Source organism: Paenibacillus auburnensis, from assembly GCF_927798115.1.
Taxonomy (GTDB): Bacteria; Bacillota; Bacilli; order Paenibacillales; family Paenibacillaceae; genus Paenibacillus_AQ; species Paenibacillus_AQ auburnensis.
This window is the reverse complement of record NZ_CAKMMG010000002.1, coordinates 157,098-181,610: the sequence shown is the minus strand read 5'-3', so window position 1 is coordinate 181,610 and position 24,513 is coordinate 157,098. Positions and strand designations below refer to the sequence as shown.

23 protein-coding genes are annotated in these 24,513 nt (G+C 49.9%); 19 read left to right on the top strand and 4 right to left on the bottom strand.

Translation table 11 applies throughout. The features are described 5' to 3' along the window. Positions 1–8 precede the first annotated feature (8 nt). From L6H70_RS12755 to L6H70_RS12735, 5 genes are all read left to right on the top strand, one after another. Positions 9–1,367: a hemolysin family protein gene (locus tag L6H70_RS12755; RefSeq protein WP_236333583.1), complete on the top strand. Its 1,359-nt coding sequence runs from the start codon at positions 9–11 to the stop codon at positions 1,365–1,367. A gap of 183 nt (positions 1,368–1,550) precedes the next feature. Beyond that, positions 1,551–1,769 carry a spore coat associated protein CotJA gene (locus tag L6H70_RS12750; RefSeq protein ID WP_054939773.1) on the top strand — a complete coding sequence of 73 codons (219 nt, stop codon included), beginning with the start codon at positions 1,551–1,553 and terminating at the stop codon, positions 1,767–1,769. 3 nt (positions 1,770–1,772) lie between these two features. Beyond that, positions 1,773–2,042, top strand: a complete 270-nt coding sequence (locus tag L6H70_RS12745; protein WP_206104063.1) for a spore coat protein CotJB — start codon at positions 1,773–1,775, stop codon at positions 2,040–2,042. 28 nt (positions 2,043–2,070) lie between these two features. Then, entirely contained in the window at positions 2,071–2,640 is a 570-nt protein-coding gene (locus L6H70_RS12740) for a manganese catalase family protein (RefSeq protein ID WP_054939775.1), read from the top strand. Between the two features lie 209 nt (positions 2,641–2,849). After that, positions 2,850–3,665 carry a serine/threonine protein kinase gene (locus L6H70_RS12735; RefSeq protein ID WP_236333581.1) on the top strand — a complete coding sequence of 272 codons (816 nt, stop codon included), beginning with the start codon at positions 2,850–2,852 and terminating at the stop codon, positions 3,663–3,665. A gap of 78 nt (positions 3,666–3,743) precedes the next feature. Here the strand turns inward: L6H70_RS12735 and L6H70_RS12730 are convergent, their stop codons facing one another. Continuing rightward, entirely contained in the window at positions 3,744–3,959 is a 216-nt protein-coding gene (locus tag L6H70_RS12730; RefSeq protein ID WP_236333579.1) for a hypothetical protein, read from the bottom strand. 193 nt (positions 3,960–4,152) lie between these two features. Here L6H70_RS12730 and L6H70_RS12725 point away from each other — a divergent pair, with 193 nt between their 5' ends. Beyond that, positions 4,153–4,734, top strand: coding sequence for a TetR/AcrR family transcriptional regulator (locus tag L6H70_RS12725; protein ID WP_236333577.1), 582 nt, complete (start codon positions 4,153–4,155; stop codon positions 4,732–4,734). A gap of 21 nt (positions 4,735–4,755) precedes the next feature. Then, positions 4,756–5,181 (top strand): GNAT family N-acetyltransferase, encoded by a 426-nt coding sequence (locus L6H70_RS12720; protein ID WP_236333575.1) that lies wholly within the window; start codon positions 4,756–4,758, stop codon positions 5,179–5,181. 61 nt (positions 5,182–5,242) lie between these two features. Here L6H70_RS12720 and L6H70_RS12715 read toward each other — a convergent pair whose 3' ends face one another. After that, positions 5,243–5,785, bottom strand: coding sequence for an NADPH-dependent FMN reductase (locus L6H70_RS12715; protein ID WP_206104069.1), 543 nt, complete (start codon positions 5,783–5,785; stop codon positions 5,243–5,245). Positions 5,786–6,037: 252 nt separating this feature from the next. Between L6H70_RS12715 and L6H70_RS12710 the strand changes: the two genes are divergently transcribed. The 4 genes from L6H70_RS12710 (at position 6,038) to L6H70_RS12695 (ending at position 10,014) form a co-directional block, all read left to right on the top strand. Next, entirely contained in the window at positions 6,038–6,976 is a 939-nt protein-coding gene (locus L6H70_RS12710; protein WP_236333573.1) for an aldo/keto reductase family protein, read from the top strand. Between the two features lie 31 nt (positions 6,977–7,007). After that, positions 7,008–8,030 (top strand): SDR family oxidoreductase, encoded by a 1,023-nt coding sequence (locus L6H70_RS12705; protein ID WP_236333571.1) that lies wholly within the window; start codon positions 7,008–7,010, stop codon positions 8,028–8,030. Positions 8,031–8,242: 212 nt separating this feature from the next. After that, positions 8,243–8,902 (top strand): class I SAM-dependent methyltransferase, encoded by a 660-nt coding sequence (locus L6H70_RS12700; protein WP_236333569.1) that lies wholly within the window; start codon positions 8,243–8,245, stop codon positions 8,900–8,902. Positions 8,903–8,994: 92 nt separating this feature from the next. Continuing rightward, positions 8,995–10,014, top strand: a complete 1,020-nt coding sequence (locus L6H70_RS12695) for a CapA family protein (protein WP_236333567.1) — start codon at positions 8,995–8,997, stop codon at positions 10,012–10,014. Between the two features lie 170 nt (positions 10,015–10,184). On the opposite strand, the gene L6H70_RS12690 is transcribed toward L6H70_RS12695, so the two are convergent. Both L6H70_RS12690 and L6H70_RS12685 read right to left on the bottom strand, forming a co-directional pair. Then, positions 10,185–11,018 (bottom strand): carbohydrate ABC transporter permease, encoded by an 834-nt coding sequence (locus tag L6H70_RS12690; RefSeq protein ID WP_054939787.1) that lies wholly within the window; start codon positions 11,016–11,018, stop codon positions 10,185–10,187. Beyond that, complete coding sequence (locus L6H70_RS12685) at positions 11,018–11,908, bottom strand: carbohydrate ABC transporter permease (RefSeq protein ID WP_054939788.1); 891 nt, start codon at positions 11,906–11,908, stop codon at positions 11,018–11,020. Before L6H70_RS12685 ends, L6H70_RS12690 begins: the two co-directional genes overlap by 1 nt. A gap of 165 nt (positions 11,909–12,073) precedes the next feature. Between L6H70_RS12685 and L6H70_RS12680 the strand changes: the two genes are divergently transcribed. From L6H70_RS12680 to L6H70_RS12645, 8 genes are all read left to right on the top strand, one after another. Continuing rightward, a complete protein-coding gene (locus tag L6H70_RS12680; RefSeq protein WP_236333565.1) occupies positions 12,074–13,954 on the top strand; it encodes a cache domain-containing sensor histidine kinase in 1,881 nt (626 codons plus the stop codon). Further along, positions 13,947–15,599, top strand: a complete 1,653-nt coding sequence (locus tag L6H70_RS12675) for a response regulator (protein ID WP_236334032.1) — start codon at positions 13,947–13,949, stop codon at positions 15,597–15,599. Before L6H70_RS12680 ends, L6H70_RS12675 begins: the two co-directional genes overlap by 8 nt. Before the next feature lie 122 nt (positions 15,600–15,721). Further along, positions 15,722–17,047 (top strand): ABC transporter substrate-binding protein, encoded by a 1,326-nt coding sequence (locus L6H70_RS12670; protein WP_236333562.1) that lies wholly within the window; start codon positions 15,722–15,724, stop codon positions 17,045–17,047. A gap of 683 nt (positions 17,048–17,730) precedes the next feature. Next, on the top strand, positions 17,731–19,827 hold the full coding sequence (locus L6H70_RS12665) for a glycoside hydrolase family 36 protein (protein ID WP_236333560.1): 2,097 nt from the start codon (positions 17,731–17,733) through the stop codon (positions 19,825–19,827). Positions 19,828–20,202: 375 nt separating this feature from the next. Continuing rightward, the gene (locus L6H70_RS12660) at positions 20,203–20,460 is read left to right on the top strand and encodes an AbrB/MazE/SpoVT family DNA-binding domain-containing protein (protein ID WP_054939792.1); all 258 of its coding nucleotides are present in this window, start codon (positions 20,203–20,205) and stop codon (positions 20,458–20,460) included. A gap of 329 nt (positions 20,461–20,789) precedes the next feature. After that, positions 20,790–21,485 carry an HAD family hydrolase gene (locus L6H70_RS12655; protein ID WP_236333558.1) on the top strand — a complete coding sequence of 232 codons (696 nt, stop codon included), beginning with the start codon at positions 20,790–20,792 and terminating at the stop codon, positions 21,483–21,485. Between the two features lie 242 nt (positions 21,486–21,727). Next, positions 21,728–22,447 carry a glycosyltransferase family 2 protein gene (locus tag L6H70_RS12650; protein WP_236333557.1) on the top strand — a complete coding sequence of 240 codons (720 nt, stop codon included), beginning with the start codon at positions 21,728–21,730 and terminating at the stop codon, positions 22,445–22,447. Between the two features lie 154 nt (positions 22,448–22,601). Next, a complete protein-coding gene (locus tag L6H70_RS12645) occupies positions 22,602–24,476 on the top strand; it encodes an LTA synthase family protein (protein WP_236333555.1) in 1,875 nt (624 codons plus the stop codon). The last annotated feature ends 37 nt before the right edge of the window (positions 24,477–24,513 follow it).

The window sequence follows — 24,513 nt, the reverse complement described above, 5'->3', positions numbered from 1 at the left end:
TTGTTATAGTGCATACGGAATTTGACATAGGAAGATTGCTGCTTAATCTTTTGCTGGTTCTGGTGCTGGTATTATTGAACGGTATATTTGTCGCAGCAGAGTTTTCGCTGGTCAAGGTGAGACAGTCCCGTCTGACCCAGCTGGTCAGTGAAGGCAATAAGATGGCCGGATACGCACTCAAGGTCAACAAAAAGCTGGATGCCTATCTGTCCGCCACCCAGTTCGGAATTACGCTTGCCTCGCTTGGTCTCGGCTGGGTCGGGGAGCCGGCGATTTCAGAACTGCTTGTAGAACCGCTGATGTACCAGCTGGGGGTTACAGATCATACTCTGATTTCCACCGTATCAGTCATTGTGGGCTTTTCTATTATTACCTTCTTACATATTGTGCTGGGTGAACTTGCACCGAAATCCCTGGCAATTCAAAAAACTGAAGGCTCCGCGCTGCTGCTGTCAGCACCGCTGATGTTCTTCTATAACTTGTTCCTGCCGTTTATTTGGGTGCTGAATGCTTCGGCTAATGCCCTTTTGAGGCTGGTAGGGGTAGAACCTGCAAGTGAAGCCGAAGCGGCACACTCGGAAGAGGAAATCCGTATTCTGATGAATCAGAGTGCCAAAAGTGGTGTCATCGACAAAGATGAGATGAAGCTAATGGACAATATTTTTGAGTTTTCAGATTTGCTGGCCCGGGAGGTTATGCTACCGCGTACCGACATGGATGTGCTGTACAGCAATCTTCCGCTGGAAGAAAATATGCGGATTATTACGGAAACGAAACATTCCCGTTATCCGGTTGCCAACGAGGATAAGGACCGGATTATCGGCTTCATCCATATTACCGACCTGCTGTTTGCACCGCCGGAGCAGCAGAATGACCTGGCATCGCTCGTCCGTCCGATACTGAATGTGCCCGAATCGATGGAGATCAGCCATACACTGCGCCTGATGCAGAAGAACAAGGCTCAGCTGACACTGGTAGTCGATGAATACGGCGGTACGGCCGGACTGTTGACTGCTGAAGAAATCCTCGAAGAAATTGTCGGCGACCTGCACGATGAGTTCGAGGATGAGCGTCCAAGCGTTGAACGCAACGGCGAATATATCTCCGTAGAAGGCCGTATGCTGATCGAAGATGTCAACGATCTGACTGGCGTTATTATCGAAGACGATGAGGTGGATTCTATCGGCGGCTGGCTGTTTAAGGAGCTGGAGGGTAATCCGTCCAAGGGCAAAAAGGTCGTCGTCGGCGATGTTACCTTTGAGGTGGAGGAATCGACCCGGCTGCGGATTACCAGAATCAACATCCACCGAGAGAAGGCGCCGGAATCGGAAGAACCCGGCTCTGAGAGTGATGAGGATCAGGAGTAAGCGCATCATGAATGGGCACCGGACAATATAATAAACTGCACTGCTGTATATGGCTGCCGGCCAGATGCAGTAGTGCGGTTTTTTTTTGCAGGGGCGTTCTGTTTCCTCTAGGGAGCGTCATAAATTAGTTACGAAGTGATAAACGTCCATAATAAGTGAATTTTATTGAGGAGGGTGTACCTATTGAACTCCCAGGAGCGTGTATGGGCAACGTATAGGGGGCCGTTTGATCCTTGCCCGCCGGTGCCGTTTAAAACGTATGTTGTGCCGCCCAATCAATTTATTAATTTTCAGCCTCCGGGACTGCCGCAGTTTCCGCTATCTGAGGCGCTCAAGGCAGGGACTTTATGGCCTGCACTGTTCAGCCCGTATGAATCCAAAGCCGGAAAAGGAAGGGTGTAGGTCATGGAAGAGGCAAAAGCTTGCGAACCCCGTTACTATGAAATGCTGGAGCAGCTGCAGGTGCTGGATTTTGCACTGGTCGAGCTCAATCTGTATCTGGACACCCATCCGGAGGATTTGAAGGCGATTGAACAGTTTAACCAGCTGACCCAGGAGCGCACCCGACTGGCTAACCAGTTTCAGGAGCTGTATGGCCCTTTGCAGAACTTTGGACGTGCGTATTCCAAATGCCCGTGGGAATGGAACCAGAGTCCTTGGCCTTGGCAGGTGTAAAAAAACCGTTAGGAGGGATGAATTCAGAATGTGGATATATGAGAAAAAGCTGCAGTATCCGGTACGTGTGGGCAAATGCGATGTGAGAATGGCGCGTTATCTGACGGAGCAGTACGGCGGCGCAGATGGGGAATTGGCGGCGGCGCTGCGTTATATGAACCAGCGATATGCGATTCCCGATAAAGTAATCGGCGTGCTGACAGATATTTCGACTGAGGAATTTGCCCACCTTGAAATGATTGCCACCATGATCTATAAGCTAACGAAAGATGCCTCCGTCCAGGAGCTTGAGGCTGCGGGTCTCGGTCCGAATTATGCACAGCGTGACCATGCACTGTTCTATCAGAACTCGGCAGGCGTACCCTGGACCGCATCTTACATCCAGGCCAAGGGTGATCCGATCGCCGACCTCTATGAAGATATTGCGGCTGAAGAAAAAGCCCGGGCTACATACCAGTGGCTGATCGACATGACCGATGATGTGGATCTGCAGGATAGCCTGAAGTTCCTGCGTGAGCGGGAGATTATTCATGCGATCCGCTTTAAGGAGTCGGTGCAGATTCTGATCGAGGAACAAGGGAAGAAGCGGGTGTTCTGAATATTGCCTTTCGTGCCGTAACAGGAGGAGGCTTCACTCACAAAAACCGTGGATTTTATTCGCGGTTTTTTTTGGTGTGATCCTTTAAAGGCCTGCCAGTTGTGAGAAAATAAGCCGGTTGTCGCCCAGCTGCTGCTGAATAACATCATCTATGAGATAATAGCGATACTGGCATTTTATCAGCACAGAGGACGGGGGATGGAAAGGCTATGCTATTTGAACGGTGGCGCGGCTTCGTGCGGGCTTGGCAGGATTATCCGCTCAGGGAAGGGGCCTGGATCGGTAAACGGTACCAGGTTGAGTCCCTGCTGGGTGAAGGGAGTTACGGGCTTACCTACCGGTGCTTCGACACTAAGGAGGAAACTCTTGTGGCAGTCAAACAGTCCAGACCGAGTAAGAAAGCGGCAGGGCGGGCCTTGCTGGGCAAAGAGAGCACGATTCTGCGGGTCCTGAATCACCCCAATATTCCGGTGTGCCGTGATTACTTCGAGTACAAGGGCTTGAACTGGCTGGTAAGCGATTATATTGAGGGGAAAACGCTGGAAGATAAAATCTTTGCTGAGCATATGGTTTACGGGGAGCGGGAGTGTCTGGCTACAACACTAAAACTGATGGAGCTGGTATCCTATGTTCATTCGCGCGGCTTTGTTCACCTTGATCTGCGGATTCCAAATGTAATCCTTCGGGATGCGGAGTTGTACCTAATTGATTTCGGACTGGCACGGCAGATCGGTGAAGTGGAGAGCGCCGACGCAGGGCACGAGCCGAAGCCGGAAGAGATGCCGAAACGGATGCCCCCGGTCATCACCTCAGATTTGTATTATGTTGGACAATTAATGCTGTTTATGCTGTATTCCGCTTACCAGCCTGAACCTGGTGGAGCGGAACGGAGCTGGCGGGAGGAGCTGGATTTGTCACCTGAAATGCTGCATATCCTAACCCGGCTGCATGGAGAGCTGGAAGCTTATGAGGATACAGCTTCTTTTGTCCGCGAGGCCGAACAATTCTACAAGAGTCTGCAGTAATGCCCAGCCAAAAAAGAGGCACCTTCGACCCACAGGGTAGAGGTGCCTTATGTTTTGTACAGAATGGTTAAGCCGGGGTCAGCTTGAGCTGCCGTAGCGGTTCTTATAGTATTTATGTCCGGTTCCTCCATGGCGTGAGTCTGAAGACGAATGTCTCTTGTATCCGTGGCTGCTGCTGGAATGTCTGCTGTATACAGGCCTCCCTTTGTGACTGCTTGAATATCTGCCGTGATGTCCTCCTGATTTGGAGTGCTCCATGGAGTGCAGCACTTTGCCGAGAATTTTTTTAAGCATCATGTTTCCTCCTCTTGGGTGGTATAAGCCGAATTAGCATGGCTTTAATCTATAATTACCCTTTAATACGATATTGTTACCTGCAGGTTTCGGGCGTTTATCCTCAGTTTGACCAGCGGGTAAAATCCTAAATTGACAATATTCGCTGAAACATGTCATAATTGCCTGACGGTCGTCAGGGAGGTGTCAAAAAGTGACTGCACACACGATTGAGCAGGCAGCCTTAGTGCATTTTGCAGAAAAGGGGTTTGAGGGCGCCTCGCTTGCAGGGATTGCTCAGGCTGTAGGAATCAAAAAACAGTCGATTGCCACCTATTTTCCGAAGAAAGAGGACTTATTTATGGCTGTTTTTCACGGAATGGCCAAGCATTATATCGGATTCCTGGAGCAGCTGTATCAGGACCTCGCGGATGCACCGGCGGAGACCAGGCTGCGGGAAATTGTATATAAGAACTACCAGTACAGGGCCGGGCATCCGGCATTGACCGCTTTTTACAAACGGGCTGTGCAATTTCCGCCTCCGTTCTTCAAAGAAGTTCTTCTGGAGCAGATTCGTATGATGGAGCAGCGGTCAGCGGTGTTTTACCGGTCGATTTTTGAAGAAGGAATGGTTAAAGGTGAGATCAGGCGCCAGCAGCCGGAAGATCTGATTTCCGCTTTTTATTGCTTGCTGGACGGGATCGCGATGCAGATGTTTTTTTATGAAGAGGAAGAATTCGAACGGCGCCTGAAGGGTATCTGGAATATATTCTGGGCAGGGATTAAACAAACATAGTAGGGATAGGGAGGAATTGGCATGCGGGCAGAACGGGTTATAACGGGGAATCAGCTTGAGGAAGCTTTTCGGATTAGGCGGGAAGGTTTTGTGGAGGAGCAGGGTGTGCCGCTGGAAGATGAATTTGACCAGTACGAACAGAACGCAGAGCATATTTTAGTCTATCATGAGGAGGATGCCCCTGTCGGCACAGCGCGGCTGAGAGTTGTGGACGGATGGGCGAAGCTCGAGCGGATCTGTCTGCTGGCACCTTACCGTAAATCCGGGATCGGGTCGTTTATCATTGCTACACTTGAGCAAATGGCGGCTGAACGAGGGCTTACACAAATGAAGCTGCATGGCCAGAAGCAGGCCGAGGGCTTTTATCAGAAGCTGGGTTATGAGACAGGCTCTCCGGTATTTATGGAGGACGGAATTCCTCATGTGTTAATGGTCAAAAGCATATAATAAACAGCCGCTTCCAAGTTGGAGGCGGCTGTTCCCGTAAAACGGTACGGAAGGTATGAAATTACTGGCGGAGTGTCTTGAGGGCTCCGCTCCAAGCCAGCACCTGATCAAGCATTGCATTTACATTGGCCGTATGCAGGTCAGCCGGTTTGAAGACACTGCCGTTCTCAAAATCAGTGAACAGCGATAACAGTGGGTGTACCCGGACATCCGCTACCTGCAATTCACCCAGAATTCCCCGGAGATGTTCAGCTGCACGCGCACCGCCTGCGGAACCATAGCTGACGATACCGGCGGCTTTGTTATTCCATTCTTCACGGGCGGAATCAAGGGCATTCTTAAGTGCTCCTGTTACACTGTGGTTATACTCCTGGGCGATAAATACAAATCCGTCCAAAGTGGCAAGCTTGGCTGCCCAGGCCTGAGCAGGTGCATAATCGTCGCTTTCACCGAGCAGCGGCAGTTTGAAGTCAGCAATATCTACGATCTCATAGTTGGCATCTCCACGGGCATCCGCAATACTTTTAACCCATTCACCGACCTGTGGACTTACGCGGCCTTGACGTGTGCTTCCCAAAATAATTCCGATGTTTAAGGTTGTCATTTAAATTTCCTCCTAAGTAAATGTAATTGAATCGTGTTAACCTTTATTGATTTTATTATAGCACATTACTTTTATAAAGCAAGTGTACTTTAGAAACTATTAATCTCTCATTCTATCTTTGCAAGCCGTGCTATATATGCAGATAAACAGATAGAAATTAACGGCAAACTGTTCTAAAATAAACATTGTGCATGGAGCTGCCGGCTCTAAGAAGGGCCGGATATAGAGGATACCTGAGAGGAGAAGTGAGGAATGAAGTATCGCAGATTAGGCGGAACAGGGCTGAAGGTCAGTGAGATCAGTCTGGGAAGCTGGTTAACGTATGGCGGATATGTGGAAAGAGAGAATGCTGTTAAAGCCATTGAAACCGCTTACGGATTAGGTGTTAACTTTTTTGATACAGCGAATGTTTACGAAAAAGGCGCGGCCGAGAAGGTTCTGGGCGAGACGCTGCGCGGATTTCCCCGCGAATCTTATGTTCTGGCTACCAAGGTGTATGGTGTGATGGGAGACGGGCCGAATGACCGCGGTCTGTCACGCAAGCATATCACGGAGCAGTGTCATGCCAGCCTGAAGCGGCTAGGCGCAGAGTATGTGGATATTATGTACTGCCACCGCTACGACCCGGAGACACCGATCGAGGAGACACTGCGGACACTCGATGATCTGGTCCGTCAGGGCAAGGTGCTCTATGTCGGGGTAAGTGAATGGACGGCTGCACAAATGACTGAAGCGCTGGCGGTAGCCGATCGTTATCTGCTGGATCATATTGTGGTCAACCAGCCGATTTATAATATGTTTGAGCGGTACATCGAGAAGGAGATTATCCCGCTCGGCGAACGCAAAGGGATCGGACAAGTCGTATTCTCTCCGCTGGCCCAGGGGCTCCTGACCGGCAAATACAGCTCTGCAGCGGATATTCCTGCGGACAGCCGTGCTGCGAAGCTGGACTGGATGCGCAAAGGGGTTACGGAAGAGAAAATAGCCAAGGTGCATGAGCTGGGCAAAATAGCTGCAGAGCTGGACATTTCGGTGGGCAATCTGGCGCTGGCCTGGATTCTGCGGCAGCCTAACGTAGCAAGTGCGCTGGTTGGGGCCAGCCGGCCGGAGCAGGTGGAGGAGAACGTTCAGGCTTCAGGCGTGGAGCTGACGGAAGAGGTATTGTCGCGTATTGCCGAAATTATCGGCTAACAGATTAATTTAAAGAGAGGAGCAGATACAGATGAAGGTACTTTTTATCGGAGGCACTGGTCTAATCAGTGAGGCTGTCTCAAAGCTGGCCGTGGAACGGGGAATGGAGCTGTATCTGTTCAACCGCGGGGAACGGAATGAATTCGTACCGGAAGGGGCGCAAGTGATCCAGGGCGATATCCGCGATGCGGCGGGGGCTGCAGCGGCACTAAAGGGTTATGAATTTGACGTCGTGGTGGACTGGATCGCCTTTACGCCGGAGCATGTGCAGTCGGATATTGAGCTGTTTGCCGGCAAAACGAAACAGTATATCTTTATCAGCTCGGCTTCTGCTTATCAGAAGCCGCAGAAGAATTATCTGATTACCGAAGAGACCCCGCTGGTTAATCCGTACTGGCAGTATTCGCGTGACAAAATCGCCTGTGAGGAGCTGCTGCTGGAAGTGCACCGTACCAGCGGTTTCCCGGTTACAATTGTCCGTCCTTCGCATACCTATGGAGTTACGGCGATTCCGGCGGCATTGACCAGCTGGGCGCATCCATGGTCGCTGGTGGAACGCATCCGCAAAGGGCAGCCTATTGTGATTCATGGTGACGGTACTTCACTCTGGACCCTGACTCATAATACGGATTTTGCCAAGGGCTTTGTCGGCCTTCTGGGGAATCCTGAAGCGATTGGCGAAGCGGTCCATATCACTTCCGATGAGTCGCTGAACTGGAATCAGATTTATGCTGCCATCGGAGTGGCAGCGGACAGAGAACCGAAGGTGGTGCATATCTCCACGGACTTCATTGCAGCGCATACCCCCGCGGGGACAGCCGACGGACTGATTGGTGACCAGGCGGTGAGCAGTGTGTTCGACAACAGCAAGATCAAACGGCTTGTACCGGAGTTCACGGCTACTGTTCCGTTTGCCGAAGGAATACATCGATCGGTTGAATGGTTTGAAGCCCATCCCCAGCTCTGTACCGTAGATACGGATTGGAACAAAATGCTGGACACACTGATCAGCAGACATGGCGTTGATGCCAAATTGCTCAGTTATTACGTGTAGGAGAGATGTAGTAAGCCTTACTAAGAATCCTATCAAAATTTAGCAGCGGACTCCCACATGGGAGTCCGCTTTTATATGCAAAGAAATTGGCTGCAATCCTTAATAAATCACCGCCTTTGTTAAATAGGCCCGGCTGTGTAAGGTAATGGCATGATTCGGTGATTTCTGAATATACTCTCACTACCGAATTTCCTCTAAAAGGAGTCCTGGCCATGCCGACACATCCGTATGTCTCCCGTTTCTTTGTGAATGCCGATGCCCGCCGAGAAAAGCTGATTTATGATTTGCCGGAATCCTGGTGGAGCCGGCCTTATGAATACGAATGGTGTACAAACTTTATCTCTCCTCATGATGTGGTGCTTGATGCCGGCTGCGGTATTTCCCATCCGCTAAAATTTTATCTGGCCGGATATAGCTCCGAGGTCTACGCCTGCGATATCGATGCCCGGATTTTGTCGCAGGAGGCGGTTATCCAGGATATCGCTGACGATATCGGCATGGAATCAGCCAGGCAGGTCATGGCCAGAAGCACTGCGAATCTGTACCTGACGCAAGCGGATCTCACGAAGCTGCCCTACGCGGATGAAAGCTTCGATACTATTTTTTGCATCTCCGTGATTGAGCATTTATCGGTGGAGGATGCTGCCCTGGCGGTGCGGGAGTTTCATAGAACGCTGAACGGAGAAGGGCTCCTGGTGCTGACTTTTGACTATCCGACGGTTAATCTGGCAGTTATGAACGATTTGCTGCTTCAGGCCGGATTTCAGTATTGGGGGGAGACGGATTTCAGTCTGCCGGCAGACGCGCTGCGTACGGATAACGGGGGCGGGCTAAACTGTTTCCGGGCCGTATTGAAAAAAGCGCAAATCTAGCAGGACTTTATACTCTTTAGACAGGTATCCTTTTCCAGTATAGTAGATAACATATCAAAAAAAAGGGGTCTAAAGAATTGCGCAGATTTGCTATGATTACCATGCTTTTATTACTGCTTATTCCTGCGCCAGGCGTATATGGCGGGACATCACAGGCGCAGGCGGCTGACAACATTACGCTCACTTTTGCCGGGGATATTCTGCTTGACGGTTTCGTGGGTGAACAGATTGCCAGATATGGAGTCAACTTTCCTTTTGCCAAAGTTGCTCCTGCCCTGCAGAAGGCAGATATTGCTTTTGCTAATCTGGAAACTCCTGTCTCAGTACGGGGAAAGGCGGCGGAGAAGACCTTTGCCTTCCGCTCCAAGCCTACAGCGCTCGGCGGACTTAAGTATGCCGGAATTGACGGTGTTTCGCTTGCGAACAATCACATCCTCGATTACGGGCAGGTAGCGATGCTCGATACCCTGACCCATCTGGACAGATACAAGATAGGCCACACAGGTGCGGGCAGCAATATTGAGCAGGCATACAAGCCGTATGTCAAGACGGTCAAAGGCAAACGGGTCGCCATTCTGGGGGCAAGCCGTGTACTGTCTGGACCTTCGTGGTATGCCGGGAAGACCAGTCCGGGAGCTGCTTCAGCCTATACGGCAGAGCCGCTGCTGGGAGCCATCAGGAAGTCCGCCAAGGAGAATGATTATACGATTGTGTATCTTCATTGGAATGAGGAGTTTAAGGATTATCCGGAGCCATACGCCCGGACGCTTGCTAAGCAGATGATCGACAGCGGTGCGGATATTATCCTGGGCGCGCACAGCCACTGCCTGATGGGGATCGAGTATTACAAGCACAAACCGATCTACTATTCACTGGGTAACTTTGTTTTCAACCGTTCCACACGCGGCGGGGAGAAGACCCTGCTGTCAATGCTGGCGGACTTCACTATCAGCAAGTCCGGCATTTCGAGCCGGATCAGACCGGTGAAGATCATCGGCGGACAGCCGAACTTCATGGGCGAAGCCTATAATAAAGAAACGATCAGACGGATGAATCAGCTGTCGTTCAATGCGAAGATTGCGGCGGATGGAGCAGTCAGCGAGAAGCTGTGAGAGCAGCAGACTGCTTAAATTACAAGCCTAATTCGGGCTTGCCAATGGCTCAGCGCAATTTATATCAATTGCCTGGCCCGGTTCTTTTCGCGATGTTATCAAACCGTTCTACGCAAAAAAAGTGCCGCACAGTCCATTCGGATTGTGCGGCACTTTTTTTCATGTGAGTATCAGCCCTTAACCGCTCCGGCGACAACGCCTTTGACGATATATTTTTGCAGGAAGATGAACACGACGATGGATGGGAGTACCGCCATAACCATGGCCGTCATTGCGTATTGCCAATCCGAGGTGTATTGGCCAACGAACGTATAAGCAGCGAGTGTCAGTGTCTTCGTGTCTGGTGAGCCGTTGACCATGAGCAGCGGGAGCAGGAAGTCATTCCAGATCCACATCACGTCAATGATAATGATGGTGGTTGTCACCGATTTCAGCAGCGGGAAGATTACGCTGAAGAACAGGCGGAAGCCGGAAGCCCCGTCGATCGTGGCGCTTTCATCGATTTCCAGCGGAATCCCTTTGACAAAGCCGTGATAGATAAACACCGCGAGTGGAGCCCCGAAGCCCCAGTAGAGCAGTCCCAGACCCCATGTACTCTCAGACAGGTTTAGGTTCTTGGCTGTCTGCAGCACGGTAAGCATGATGGACTGGAACGGAATCAGCATCGGCATAATGCAGAGAAAGTAAATAACTCCGCTCCATCTGGTCTTGGTCCGCGCCAGCTTGTACGCTGCGATAGAGGAGACGAATACGATCCCCAGCAGACCCAGTGCGGTGATGATGAAGTTGTTCAGGAACAGCCGCGGATAGTTAATGAATTCCCACACATAAGAGTAGTTGGCAAAGGTAATATGCTTAGGCAGTGCAATAACGTCGGTCATTACCTCGCTGAAGCTTTTGAACGAGTTGATAATCGTCAGGAACAGCGGATACAGGAACAGAAGGGAGAGGAGGACGAGAACGACCTCTAGAATAATTTTGCCTGATTTATTGTTTGTTTTCATTATGCCTCAACCTCTCTTCGTTTGAAGAACGTAAGCTGAATGACCGTCACGATCAGCACTGCGATGAACAGAATGAGCGCTTTTGCCGTACCATAGCCGTACAGATTGTTCTGGAATGTGTCACGGTAAATGTCGTAGGCGATACTGTAGGTAGTTCCTCCGGGACCGCCGCCGGTCAGCGACAGAATCACGTCGAATACCTTGATGGAGTTGGTCAGCGCCATGAATACCGAAATGGTGATTGACGGTGCGAGCAGCGGCAGGGTAATGCTGAAGAAACGTCTGAGCGGTCCGGCTCCGTCCACCGTAGCGGCCTCCTTGAGGTCTTCAGGCACCGACTGCAGTCCGGCTATATAAATAACGAGATAGAACCCGATGGATTGCCAAATAGATACACCTAATATAGAGATAAAGGCCAGTCCCGGCGTCCCCAGCCAGCTTAGTCCGAAGATAGACCAGCCTGTGCTGTCGCCAAGTGAGTTGAAGCCTTGCATGAAGATGAATTTCCAGATGAAGCCGACAATAACCAGACTGAGAATATAAGGAATGAAGAATGCTGCTCTCAGCCAGGAGGTAGATTTCAGCTTCATATCAAGCAGTACGGCGAGCAGAATGGCCAGTACGTTGACGATAATGATATAGAGCACCGCATATTTAATCGTGAACCAGGCGGAATCGGAGAAATTGGTGTCCCCGGTAAAAATCTGCTTGAAATTGTCCAAGCCTACAAACTTAGGATGTTTGGAAATTCCGTTCCATTTGGTCATTGAATAGCGGATGGTCATGATAAACGGGACGTAGAAGGCTACAGCGATACAGATGAGAACGGGGAGGGTGAAGAGCCCGAATTCCGTTTTCTCGCGCCATTTTCTGCCGAGTGATTTTAACATGGTTGCACCTCTTCTGGATTTATAGGGTTGGAGTATTGACCCCGCTTGCCACACTTAACCATTCCGGTTAGTCTATATTGTGTATTATAGAGCAGCACCGTATACTCAAAAATGGATTTAAGAGTACAGTTAGGGGTAAAAAGGTGAACTGTAAGCGGACACAAAATGCAAGCGGAGGAGGCTGCGATTATCATAAAAACAACCCTGCAAAAGCTGTTCGAGCCTATGATGGAGCGGATTTCGCGCCGTCTGGCCAACAAACTAATCCTGCTGTTCTCCATTATTATTATCCTCGTGGTGACCTCACTGACATTCATTTCCTATGGCATGCTGCGTAAGGAATCCGTAAACAGCAGCATAGCGAGCACGAGCAACAATCTGCTGCTGGTGGGCCGGAACCTGGAGAGTTACCTTGATGGCATAGAGCAGTTATCCCTGCCGCAAATTTCCTATGATGAGATCACCTATGCTATTCTCCATGAATCGGAGGACTATGCCTCCAAGATGTATGTGGAGAATTATCTGAAGAACCTGTATTTCTCACGCAAAGACCTGGAGGCGATTTACCTCTATGTCATCAAGGAGCACAAATATTATTATGTTACCAAAGAGAACTATAATATTACCGTACGGGTCGCCGAACATCCGCCGATCGAGAACCTGACCTGGTACAAGCGTGCGCTGAAAAGCCCGAATAACCGCTCGTACCAGTCGTTTGTAACAGATAGCGTGGAAAAAGGCGACTATCCGGTTAATACGGATACCAGCTTCATGGGTTATCACCGGCTGCTGCGCTCTATAGCTTCCCGTGAGCCGCAGGCCGTATTGTCACTGTACTTCAATTCAAGCGTGACGGATGAGATTATGAAGGACGTTCCATTTGCAGAAGGGGAGCATCTGATGTATGTCAGCCCGGATAATGATCCGTTTGTGGTCGATGACGAGGATTTCTTTGCCAAAAGCGCCGCAAGTGGGCTGCTGCAGCAGCTGAGCCCGGCAAAGGGCGGACAGCTCACCTGGTCTGATGAAGAAGAGAAGTACCTTGTCATTTATGACATCAACAAAAAAGAGGGCTGGAAGCTGATCAAGCCGATTCCCTATAAAGAGATTTACGAAGCGGCGACCACAACCCGCAAGCTCAATTATTCGATCGGGCTGCTCTTTCTGATTGCCTCGGTCATTCTGGTAAGCTTCATCTCCAACCGGATCACAAGTCCGCTGAAAAATCTGTCTCTGCAGATGAAAAGGTTCAGTACAGGCAGCTTCGATGCCGAAGCCAGGGTAGAAGGCAATGATGAGATAGCCTACCTGTCCCGGCATTTCAATAAAATGGTTGAGAAGACGAATGAGCTGATCAATGAACGCTATAAAATGAAAATCGTTGAAAAAAACGCAGTGCTCAAAGCACTTGAGGCGGAAATTAACCCGCATTTCTTATATAATGCCCTGCAAGCGATTTCGACCAAGGCGCTGAAAAACAATAATGATGACATTGTCGAGATGGTCGACAATCTGGCGCTCACACTCAGGTACTGCATCAGCGGCCGGGATGTGGTTCAGGCTAGTGAGGAGCTGCGGCATATTGAGCGTTATCTGGCGCTCCAGAAAGCCCGTTTCGGCAACCGGATGCAAGTGGTGTATGACTGGGAGGAGAGCCTGAAGGAGCTGCGGATTCCTAAGCTGTCGATTCAGACGCTGGTAGAGAACTGCATTAAGCATGCGCTTGAGAAAGTATCCAGCACCGTTACGATCCGGATTGAGGCACATATTACTCCGGCTTACAGTGTTATTTCGGTTATGGATAACGGGCCGGGCATCAGCCCGGAGCGGCTGGAGCAGGTGCTGAGCTCGCTGCAGATCCAGTGGGAGGAGCTTGGCGGAGATTCCGCTGAGGATGGAGGGCATGAGAGCATCGGATTGAAAAATCTAAACACACGCCTGAAGCTTCTGTATGGAGAAGATGCGGGTCTGGTCATTTCAAGTGATGAATATGGTACAACAATGGATATGCGGTTACCGCGGGGAGGTCATGGACAACATGTATAAAGTGCTGATTATTGATGATGAGGAACCGCTGCGCGAAGCGATCAATATTCTGGGGGACTGGAAGAACTTAGGGGTCAGCGAGGTGCTGGAAGCCACGGACGGAAATGTCGGACTGGCGATGCTGCGTGAGCACAAAATAGATCTGGCACTCGTTGATATGAAGATGCCTGAGCTGAACGGCAGCCAGCTGCTGCAGATTGCTGAACGGGAATTTCCCGATCTGCTGTTGATCGTAATCAGCGGCTACAATGATTTCGAATACACCCGGCAAGCGATCCGTTCCAAAGTAGTGGATTATTTGCTGAAGCCGGTAAACCGTACAGATCTCAACACTGCGCTGCGTAAGGCCGTAGACATGCTGGAAGCAAAACGCCAGAAGCAGAGCGAATTCATTAACAAGAACATTACGCTCAATATGTCGCTGCCAAAGCTGAAAGAGAAAATGTATTTGTCCATCATTGAGCGCAGCTTCAAGAGCCAGTCGAATGAAGCCTTTTTGCCGCTTATCGGCGCGGATGCTTCCGGCAACCATTACACCTCAGGGGTTCTGCGGCTGCTTAATCTGGAGCAGGTGCGCCGAGAACGGTTCCATGAGGACCGCGATCTGATGCATTTTGCGGTAACCAATGTCATTAATGAGAACAGCGGCGGTCATTTCGAGGCGTTCAGCTTTGCCAGCCCGAAGTATGAGCGTGAATTTATCGCTATTTTTACGATGAAGGGCAGCTATGAAGGAGATGCAGCCTTCCACTCCATGCATCATCTGAAGAAGGCAGCTTCGACCCTGAAGGAGCTGTTTGGTATTGCCTGTGCCGGCGGGATCGGTGCTACCTACAGTGATTATCTGGAGCTGGCGCGGTCCTACGAGACCGCTAAAACCGCACTCGATGACATTGATCTGCTGCAGCTGAAAGGGAATGTCGTCGTTGCGGGGAACGGGACGTCGGCACTGCAGGAATCAAAGGACAACCCTTCCCTGACGGGACGGATGCCTCAGATCCGCAATATTCTGGAAAGCGGTAATAGCGCACATGCCAAAAGCATTCTGAACGAGTTCACCCAAAAGTGGCAGGCTTCGGCACATTTCAGCCTGGGGGATGCCGACCGGACCCTCCGCGAATTTCTGATCCTGCTTAGCGATATCGCGGGAGAGATGGATTCGATCCCCCCACTGCTTCGCAGCGGGAAGGATAAAGGTCTCAGCGGACTTGGCATCAGCGGCGATTTTATCTCGTTTGCACAGTTTGAAGGGGTGCTGAATGAGGTTCTGGATGTCTACACCGGTGAAATCAGCAGATCGCTTGCCGGCAACCGCGGGGGTGTGCTGGAAAATATTAAAGCATACATCGATAACCATTATTTTGAGAATATTAAAATATCGATGTTCACGGATAAATATTTCCTGAGCAGAGAATACTTGATGAAGCTGTTCAAGGGGAAATACGGTTGCGGTATTCATGAGTATGTGCAAAAGGTAAGAATGGACAAAGCCAAGGATCTGCTGTCCGACCCCGCGCTCAAAATTCAGGATATTTCCGAAATGCTGGGCTATAAGGACAAGAACTATTTCAGCAAGGCTTTCCGCAATTATTACGATTGTTCGCCTTCTGAATTCCGGACTCAATCCTCGGAGGTAGAAAAGTGAAACGGTTACATTAGCCCACTTTTTTACCCTCAGAAGTTCACTTATGTACATTCTTATCCTTTTTCTTTTTATTTAGAATATGGACAAGACCACAAGATGTATGAGGAAAAGGGGGCAACACCATGTTAAAAAGATTTATGGCAGTATCTGCTAGTCTGCTGCTCGCCGGAGGATTGCTGGCCGGCTGCGGAGGGGGCAACAATAATGCCGCTAATAATACGGCCGGAACAAACGGCGGGGATAACGCTGCTGCTACGGATTCGTCTAAGCCTGTAACGATTAATATGTTTACCGCATCTCCTGAGTACACGGATGCTTTCAATGCTTACATCGCAGAATACAAAAAAGTGAAGCCGAATGTAACCATTAACCTGGAAATTATGCAGGCTGACTATAATACGGTATTGAAATCAAAAATTGCCGCAGGCAGCACACCTGACGTATTCCAGACCACAGCTGGCGGAGATATCGATACCTTTGCTGAATATAGTGCTGATCTGACTAACGAACCGCTTGCAGCAGCAATGACCGATGCAGTCCGCTCCAATATGAGCTCCTCTGACGGTAAAGTGCTGGGTCTGCCGGTTAAAGGCAATCTGTTCGTGCTGATGTACAACAAAAAGCTGCTGGCTGACGCCGGTATCACTGAAGTTCCGAAGACAACGGCTGAGCTCGATGATGCAATCACCAAGCTGGAAGCTAAAGGCATCACTCCATTCGCCAATGCCTACAAAGAGTGGTGGGTATGGAAGCATATTTTCCAACACTTCGTGGATGCAGCAGCAACAGATGCCGGAACGGATGCTAAATCACTTGTAGCTAAATTCATCGCCGGAGACACCACCTTCAAGGATCATCCGGTGCTGTACGATAACTTCTTCAACTTCATCGATACAACGGTTAAACACGGAACAGACAAACCTCTGGAACGTGACAGCAACGCCGAAGTCAGCGACTTTGCCCTCGGCAAAGCAGCCTTCATGACCGGTAAAGGCGCATGGGATGAAGAAGCCATTAAGAAAATTACTCCAGACTTCGATCTTGGCATCGCCGGCTACCCTGTCAGCGACAAGGCTGAACAGTCGCAGATCATTACCGGTGCCGACCAGGCGCTGCGCATCAACAAAGATTCCGCAGTCGCTGCTGAAACGATTGAATTCTTCAACTGGCTGTACACTTCTGACTACGGTAAGAGCTGGTTCTCCACTGTAGCCAAAGTAATTCCGCCAATTAAGGATGCTCCAATGCCTGACCTGCAAATGCCTAAGGAAATGGAAGAAATCCTGAAAACAGAGAAATCCGGCGACCTCTCGGTCAACTACTCTCTGGATACCTTCCACCAGAAATTCGGTGAATTGATGCAGGCCTATATCGGCGGCAGCAAGACTAAGGATCAGGCGATCGACGAAATCCAAAAAGCCTGGATCCAATTCGGATCCGCAGAATAAAACATAACATTTAATCCGGGACGGTCTCGAAGGTAAGATTCTTTTACCGGCGGGGCCGTCTTTTGTTTATGGGAAATAGCATGAACTGTATGATATTAAGTATAGGTAATAGTCGTAACTGCGGAGAGCGTTTGGATTTCCGCCCGCTGTTAGGTTTGGATTTCCTGATTTAAACTGCTGGTTGCAGTGAAAATCCAAACCTAAAGGCGTACGCTACGCTCCTCCAATTCCAAACCTCCCCTACGTTACCCGTACCTTTTTTTTAGGTTGATAGTTCATTTATATTTCCAAGTTCAAAAGCCAGAATTGAATGCGCCCCCGTAAGCGGGCATTCTCAAGGTTATGAGTCGAATGCTTTCATAAGTTGAGTTGCAAAGAATCGTATCGGTGTATACTTTTTTCAGTTACTTAATTAATAAGAAAAATTATATTTATATAAGTTGAACTAAAGAACGACTATAGGCAAAAGCAGCGGAAGGGAATTTTGGAACTGTAGGAGCGAATGCGTCCGCCTTTAGGTTTGGATTTCTACTGCGAATAGCGGTTATATTCAAGAAATCCAAACCTAACAGTGGCCGGAAGTCCAAACATTCTCTGTAGTCTGCGCACAATGCCGGTTAGGATAATCTAATGTTTAACTTATATAGAGAGACACCAACATTTGTCAGGAGGCTATACGGGATATGACCAGCAGGCTGATTGAGATTACCGAAAACGGACTTTATCTTACGATTGAGATTACAGAGGAACAGGATGTCCGGCTGCTGCATTTCGGGGCAACACCGCTTGAGGCAGGAGTGATCGCGGATAAGAATAAACCGGGGTTCCGGTTACTGGAGCTGCAGCTGTCCGGTGAGGACCGCGCCGAATACCACGGCCGGACGCACCGCGCGTCGTATCCCGGATTGCGGATGATCTACAGCGGACACAGTGACACGGTGAATGCACTGGGGCGTAAGCTGGAGGTAACGCTGGCTGATCCGCTGACAGGAATTAAGGCAGTACAGCATTTTCAGTTCTATCCTGGTGTACAGATCGTGCGTTCCTGGACGGAGCTGAAGAATGAGGGGAACGAAGAGGTTGCAGTGGAATATGTCTCTTCTTTTGCACTTACCGGGGTAGACAAAGAAGGAAAGGCAGACCGGGGGGATAAAATTGAAGTGACGCTGGCGCACAGCGGGTGGCAAAGCGAGCTGCAATGGCGGACCTACCGGCTGCCTGAACTGGGGATGTCGCATTTGGCCGACCGCGGCTCCAAACGGATTGCCGCCAGCAACACCGGCTCGTGGTCAGCGGCCGAACTGCTGCCGATGGCTGTACTTCATAACAAGGAGAGCGGAAGCAGCCTGTTCTGGCAAATCGAGCATAACGGCTCCTGGCACTGGGAGCTGACTGACCAGTATGATCAGCTGACGCTGCTGGTCAGCGGACCGACGGAGCATGACAACCACTGGTGGCTGAAGCTTGCACCTGGCGGAGGATTCGTTTCGGTACCGGTAGCCGCCGGTTCTGTACAAGGCGGGATTGAGGTTGCTGCCGCGCAGCTGACCGCTTACCGCCGGATGATCCGCAGACCGAATGAGGACAATGAACTGCTGCGGATTATTTTCAATGACTATATGAACTGTCTATGGGGAAGTCCGACGACAGAGAAGCTGCTGCCGCTAATTGATACCGCCGCAGATGTCGGCTGCGAATATTTCTGCATTGATGCCGGCTGGTATGCACCCGGCGAATGGTGGGATGGCGTAGGCGAGTGGGAGCCTTCCAGCGAGCGTTTCCCTGAAGGCATCAAATATGTGCTGGATTACATCCGGAGCAAAGGATTGATCCCCGGCCTGTGGCTGGAGCTGGAAGTCATGGGAATCAACAGTCCGAAGCTCGCGGAAACCGATGACAGCTGGTTCTTTATGCGCCATGGCAAGCGGGTTAAGGACCGCAGCCGTTATCAGCTGGATTACCGCAGTCCTAAGGTGATTGAGCATGCCGACGGGGTAATTGCACGCCTGGTGGAAGAGTATGGTGTCGGATACATCAAGATGGATTATAACATCAATGCGGGTATAGGTACGGAAACGGACGCAGACAGCTTCGGCGACGGGCTGCTGCAGCATAACCGGGCGTATCTGGCCTGGCTGGACCGCATTTTTGTACGTTATCCGAACCTCGTGATCGAGAACTGCTCCAGCGGCGGGATGCGCATGGACTATGCAATGCTCAGCCGGCATAGCATCCAGTCCACGAGTGACCAGGAGGACTATGTGCAGTATGCGGCCATTGCCGCAAGTTCACCGCTGGCGCTGACACCGGAACAATCTGCGGTGTGGTCGTATCCGCTGCGTGAAGGAGATGACGAGGAGGTCATCTTCAATATGGTTAACGCGCTGCTGCTCCGCGTGCATCAGAGCGGGCATCTGGCCGAGCTTAAGCCGCGGCGCAGGGAGCTCGTCAAGGAAGCTCTGGATTATTACAAATCTATACGCGCCCATATTCCGCAGGCTGTGCCGTTCTGGCCCCTCGGTCTGCCGGACAGCAGTGGCCAATGGGTCAGCTTCGGCCTGCGCCACGGCAATACCCGTTACCTGGCGGTCTGGAGAATTGGCGGTGAAGAGAGCGGAATCACCCTTCCGCTTCCGGAGCTGGCAGGGCTGGATGCTGAGGTGAGTTGCGCATACCCTAAGCAGCATAACTCTGAGTGGAGCTGGGACAAGAGCGGGGGCAGTCTGACGGTGTCGATTCCTGCCGGGAAGACAGCCAGATTATTTGAGATTCATGCATAATTATTGCGTCAGGGACTAAAGGACCGGATGTATAGCGTCACCCTTCGTGAACTGGAGAAGTTAGCCAGGTAGCGGAGGGTGTTTTTTTTGTGGTGCAGAACTTTTTATTCCCAAAAAGGTATATACAAAGGAAAGACAGCCATTAAAAATAGAAATAGCCTAAAAAAGTTTAGTGCGTGATTTTTTTGTCGAAATATCTCTAAACTTTGTCGAATAATTTGTCGATATACATCAAAAGATGTAGAAATAAATTTGACAGGGAAGAAATAGCACTTTAAAATGCAGATATAGCGTAATCATTACTACTATTTAGAAGCTTTGAAAGCTTTTAACACAAATGATTATATAAAGTGTTTATTCAAGGGAGGATGCATATTGATGAAAGCAACAGGTATTGTTAGAAAAGTGGATGAACTGGGACGGATCGTAATTCCGATTGAGCTGCGCAGAACAATGGGAATTGACATAAAAGACCCGCTTGAAATCTTCGTCGACGGAGAAAAGATCATCCTGAGAAAATATGAGCCTACTTGCATTTTCTCCGGCAGCGCTGAGAACCTGATTAACTTCAAGGGTAAAATGGTTAGCAAGGATGTATTGGACGAATTGATCGCCAGCTTTGACCAGGTATAATTCTTGTTCTAAATTTCATAGTTAGTTTAGTACAGCAGGGACCAGGAGCGCAGCACTTTTATAGTGTGTGCACCCGGTCCTTTTTCATTGCCACAGTATAAAACAAAGACGGCAGATCCCCGAAGCATAGGGCTTAGGGCTGCCGTCTTTCCTGTTTGCGAATATGGTCCGGAGATCCGGGCATTGTACCGTGCGAGCCCCAGCTTCATACACAGCTTTTGGGGTGACGCAATGCCAAACTCGGGTTCATGGACAATGTATGCTGTTTTCCTTTATCATTAAGGCGGGGAACGAAGAAGCGGAACAACTTAGAAGGGATGGTTCACCTTATGAGCTATGAAGAACAGCAGCCGAAACTTAAGAAACCGGAAGCAATTGTATTTGATATGGATGGAACCCTGTTCCAGACTGAAAGCCTGTTATTGCCTGCATACCATAAAATGTTTGATATTCTGCGGGAGGAAGGCCTATATTCCGGTCCAACACCACCGGAGGAACGTATTCTGGGCAGCCTCGGCATGCTGCTTGCGCAAATATGGAAGAATGTGATGCCGGAAGCTGATGAAGCTGTGCACCGGCGAGCGGATGAGCTGTTGCTGCAGCTGGAGATCGAAGGGCTGGAAGCCGGCGGAACCCTGCTTTATCCTCGTGTAGTTGAGACCCTCCGTGCTCTTCATGAACGGGGAGTCCGGCTATTCGTTGCCAGCAATGGACTGGCGGATTATATCCACAGCATTGTGGTTGTACATGAGCTGAAAGAGCTGTTCGACGGACTGTACAGCGCTGGCGGCCAAGGGACGGCAACCAAGACAGAGCTGCTGGGACTTTTACTGAAAGAGAATGGAGTCGGCAGCGCCTGGATGGTCGGCGACCGCTCATCTGATGTAGAAGCCGGCAAGGGGAACGGACAGACGGTGATCGGCTGCGCTTATGCCGGCTTCGGCCGGCAGGACGAACTGAAAGGTTCTGATGTTATTATCTCCGCCTTCGATGAATTGATCGGACTGTACGATAACACGGAGTAGGCCATCCCTCTAAAAGAAAACGGCTGGTGAAGGAATCCCTGCACCAGCTGTTTTTTTGTATGATAAGATTAGGTTGATTACCTATCTATTTTGTGATTTAATGCAGTAGTACAGTTAAATGTCCGGCAGAGGTCAGAAACGGAACCCGTCTTTGGTGCAGGACGGCTAAGCCGTTTTTTCTTGCTGCCTGTAACCTTCAGGCGGCAGCTTGAATATAAATACTTGGTACAGAGGTGAAGCCGTTGATTAAATTGTCTGTCGTCGTTCCCGTTTATAATGAAGAAGACAATCTATTAGAGCTCCATCGGAGCATAACGGATGCGGTTAAGGACAAGGTGGACAGCTACGAAATTGTACTTGTGGATGATGGCAGCAGAGACCGGAGCGCCGGGATCCTTGATGAGCTGGCCAGAACTGACAGGGCGGTAAAGGTGATCCATTTTGAGAAGCATTGCGGGCAGACGGCAGCCGTCTCCGCGGGGCTTAAGCAATCCGGCGGGGAATTGATCGCCCTGATGGATGCGGACCTGAGAAGCGACCCTCGTGATATTTTCAGGCTGATGCCGTTTATCGGCAGGGTGGACTTCGTGAACGGGAAGCGGATGAACGCCGAGAAATCTTTACTTTACAAGCTCCCGGCACAGGTCAGGAGCATGATCCGTAACTGGCTTACGGGCGAGCATATCCGCGATTTTATATCGCCCCTGAAGCTGATGAGGCGGGAGGTGGCAGACAGCTTCCACCTGTACAACGGCATGCACAGGTATCTGCCCACGCTGGCTATTATGAATGGATTCTCCGTAATTGAAGTGTCCGTCACACACCGGAAAAGAAAACACGGCAGCTCCAAAAATGCTTTTATTAAGCGGATCTTTGCCGGTTTCCTCGATATAGTAGTCATTTGCATGCTGAAAAAAAGAGTGATCCGCTACCGGATCAGATCTTCTCCAAATCCAGAATAGAGCGTATAATATGGGATTGTGCCGGTACCAATTGATGCTGCTTATTCCTGAAAAGAGATGACGGCCTTTCTGAAATTAGCGAATTTTGGCGAAGGAGAAATACCGGGAGCTTTTTCAATGCATATAAGAATGGAAGTAAGGGGTGGGGTCAGTAATGAATAAAAAATCCGCTTTTACAAATCTGTTAAATAGACCGATTATTCTATTCAGCCTTGTACTGCTTATCAAGAGTGCAGTGGCCTGGTTTGTCGTATTCAGTGACGGTCCTAACTGGAGCATGGTGTTTACGGAAATTCCATTCTTCATTATCGTATTCAGCCTGATCGAATGGCTGGCATCGAAACGAAAGATATTGTATTACATGATTGCGAATCTGCTGATTACGGTTATTTATTTTGCCGTGCTGATGTATTACAAGTATTACGGCGTTATTGCAACCTACCATGCGCTGCAGCAGGCAGATAAAGTCACCAAGGTGGGGGAAAGCACGTATTCGCTGATTACGCCTTATTATTTGTTCATTTTTGTCGATATTGTATTCTTCCTGTTCTTTATGTTCCGCCCGAAATACATTGCTAAATGGAAGGAAAGAGGTGCGATCCGCATGAGCCGGCCGGCGCTTCTCGTCATTACCGCCGTTTCGATCGGTCTCTGCCTCTTTAATATCTGGCCCAATCATGCAAGCATGAACGAGATTAAAAAAGCGGAAAGCATGGGGATTCTCAATTACGAGCTGTATACTCTTTTTGCCGATACCACAGAGGACGAGGCACTGATCGACAGCAAAGAGATTACCCAGCAGACCGTTAATGAGACCAAAGGAATCACAGAGCCGGCTGCGCCGCTTTATTTTGGAGCCGACAAGGGCAAGAATCTGATTGTGGTGCAGATGGAATCCTTCCAGAACTTCCTGATCGGGCTGACCATTGACGGGCAGGAGATTACACCGAACCTGAATAAGCTGGTCAAAGAAAATACGTACTTCAACAATTTCTATACGAATGCAGGGCAAGGTACGACCTCGGATGCCGAGTTTGTTGTGAATACATCTTTTTATGTGCCTAAGAATGAACCGGCGACCTCTTCGGCCTATATGAAAAAAGCGGTACCGAGTCTGCCGAAGCTTATGAGCGCAAACGGTTATGATACGGCTACGTTCCATACCAACAGTGTGGAGTTCTGGAACCGCAAGGACTTATATAAAGCAATTGGCTTTGAAAAGTATTATGATCAGGCATTCTATGGGGATGATGACCATATTGCTTTCGGATCTTCGGACGAAGTATTGTTCGCGAAGACAGTGCCTCAGCTTGCCAAAATGGATGCCGGGGAGAAGCCGTTTTATGCGATGGTCATTTCGATGAGCGCCCACCATCCTTACCGGATTCCAGAGGGAAAATACAAAATGAAGCTTCCTGAAAGTTACGATGGCACACTGCTTGGTGATTATATCCTTGCCCAGAATTATGCGGATTATGCCATGGGGCAATTTCTGGAGGAGCTGAAGACAAGCGGATTATGGGATGACAGTCTTGTCGTATTCTACGGTGACCACCAGGGCGTGCCAATGTATACCCTGGGCAGCAGTGAAAAGGACCTGATCAATGAACTGGTCGGCCATGACTATGGCTACACGGATATGTTCAACATTCCGTTTATCGTCCATTCGCCGGGTGCCGCATTGCCTGCCGTAATGGGCCAGACCGGCGGACAGGTAGACATCCTGCCGACCGTTGCCAATCTGCTTGGGGTGCCGGTACAGAATCAGCTGCATTTTGGGGAAGATCTCTTCAACCAGCAGAGCAACCTGCTGCCGGTCAGACATTTCCTGCCGACCGGCTCCTTCATTAACGATAAGAGCATCTATGTAACAGGTGATGCTTATGCAGACGGGACTAACTACAATCTGCTGGATAACACTAGTCTGCCAGGCGGATCTACAGAAGCACAGTTTACGGCCGTTCAGCGTCTGCTGAATCTGTCCAATAGCTATCTGCTGCAGCTGCCGGACCGTCCGGATCAGCAATAGAATCGAACAAAAAGCACCAAAGCCTAGGCTTTGGTGC

What these genes read in the sequence shown, in the direction of transcription:
- L6H70_RS12745 (WP_206104063.1), top strand. Translation starts at nt 1,773, where the DNA reads ATGGAAGAGGCAAAAGCTTGCGAACCCCGTTACTATGAAATGCTGGAG.
- L6H70_RS12740 (WP_054939775.1), top strand. Translation starts at nt 2,071, where the DNA reads ATGTGGATATATGAGAAAAAGCTGCAGTATCCGGTACGTGTGGGCAAA.
- L6H70_RS12735 (WP_236333581.1), top strand. Translation starts at nt 2,850, where the DNA reads ATGCTATTTGAACGGTGGCGCGGCTTCGTGCGGGCTTGGCAGGATTAT.
- L6H70_RS12730 (WP_236333579.1), bottom strand. Translation starts at nt 3,959, where the DNA reads ATGCTTAAAAAAATTCTCGGCAAAGTGCTGCACTCCATGGAGCACTCC.
- L6H70_RS12720 (WP_236333575.1), top strand. Translation starts at nt 4,756, where the DNA reads ATGCGGGCAGAACGGGTTATAACGGGGAATCAGCTTGAGGAAGCTTTT.
- L6H70_RS12715 (WP_206104069.1), bottom strand. Translation starts at nt 5,785, where the DNA reads ATGACAACCTTAAACATCGGAATTATTTTGGGAAGCACACGTCAAGGC.
- L6H70_RS12710 (WP_236333573.1), top strand. Translation starts at nt 6,038, where the DNA reads ATGAAGTATCGCAGATTAGGCGGAACAGGGCTGAAGGTCAGTGAGATC.
- L6H70_RS12705 (WP_236333571.1), top strand. Translation starts at nt 7,008, where the DNA reads ATGAAGGTACTTTTTATCGGAGGCACTGGTCTAATCAGTGAGGCTGTC.
- L6H70_RS12700 (WP_236333569.1), top strand. Translation starts at nt 8,243, where the DNA reads ATGCCGACACATCCGTATGTCTCCCGTTTCTTTGTGAATGCCGATGCC.
- L6H70_RS12695 (WP_236333567.1), top strand. Translation starts at nt 8,995, where the DNA reads ATGATTACCATGCTTTTATTACTGCTTATTCCTGCGCCAGGCGTATAT.
- L6H70_RS12690 (WP_054939787.1), bottom strand. Translation starts at nt 11,018, where the DNA reads ATGAAAACAAACAATAAATCAGGCAAAATTATTCTAGAGGTCGTTCTC.
- L6H70_RS12685 (WP_054939788.1), bottom strand. Translation starts at nt 11,908, where the DNA reads ATGTTAAAATCACTCGGCAGAAAATGGCGCGAGAAAACGGAATTCGGG.
- L6H70_RS12680 (WP_236333565.1), top strand. Translation starts at nt 12,074, where the DNA reads ATGCAAGCGGAGGAGGCTGCGATTATCATAAAAACAACCCTGCAAAAG.
- L6H70_RS12675 (WP_236334032.1), top strand. Translation starts at nt 13,947, where the DNA reads ATGTATAAAGTGCTGATTATTGATGATGAGGAACCGCTGCGCGAAGCG.
- L6H70_RS12670 (WP_236333562.1), top strand. Translation starts at nt 15,722, where the DNA reads ATGTTAAAAAGATTTATGGCAGTATCTGCTAGTCTGCTGCTCGCCGGA.
- L6H70_RS12665 (WP_236333560.1), top strand. Translation starts at nt 17,731, where the DNA reads ATGACCAGCAGGCTGATTGAGATTACCGAAAACGGACTTTATCTTACG.
- L6H70_RS12655 (WP_236333558.1), top strand. Translation starts at nt 20,790, where the DNA reads ATGAGCTATGAAGAACAGCAGCCGAAACTTAAGAAACCGGAAGCAATT.
- L6H70_RS12645 (WP_236333555.1), top strand. Translation starts at nt 22,602, where the DNA reads ATGAATAAAAAATCCGCTTTTACAAATCTGTTAAATAGACCGATTATT.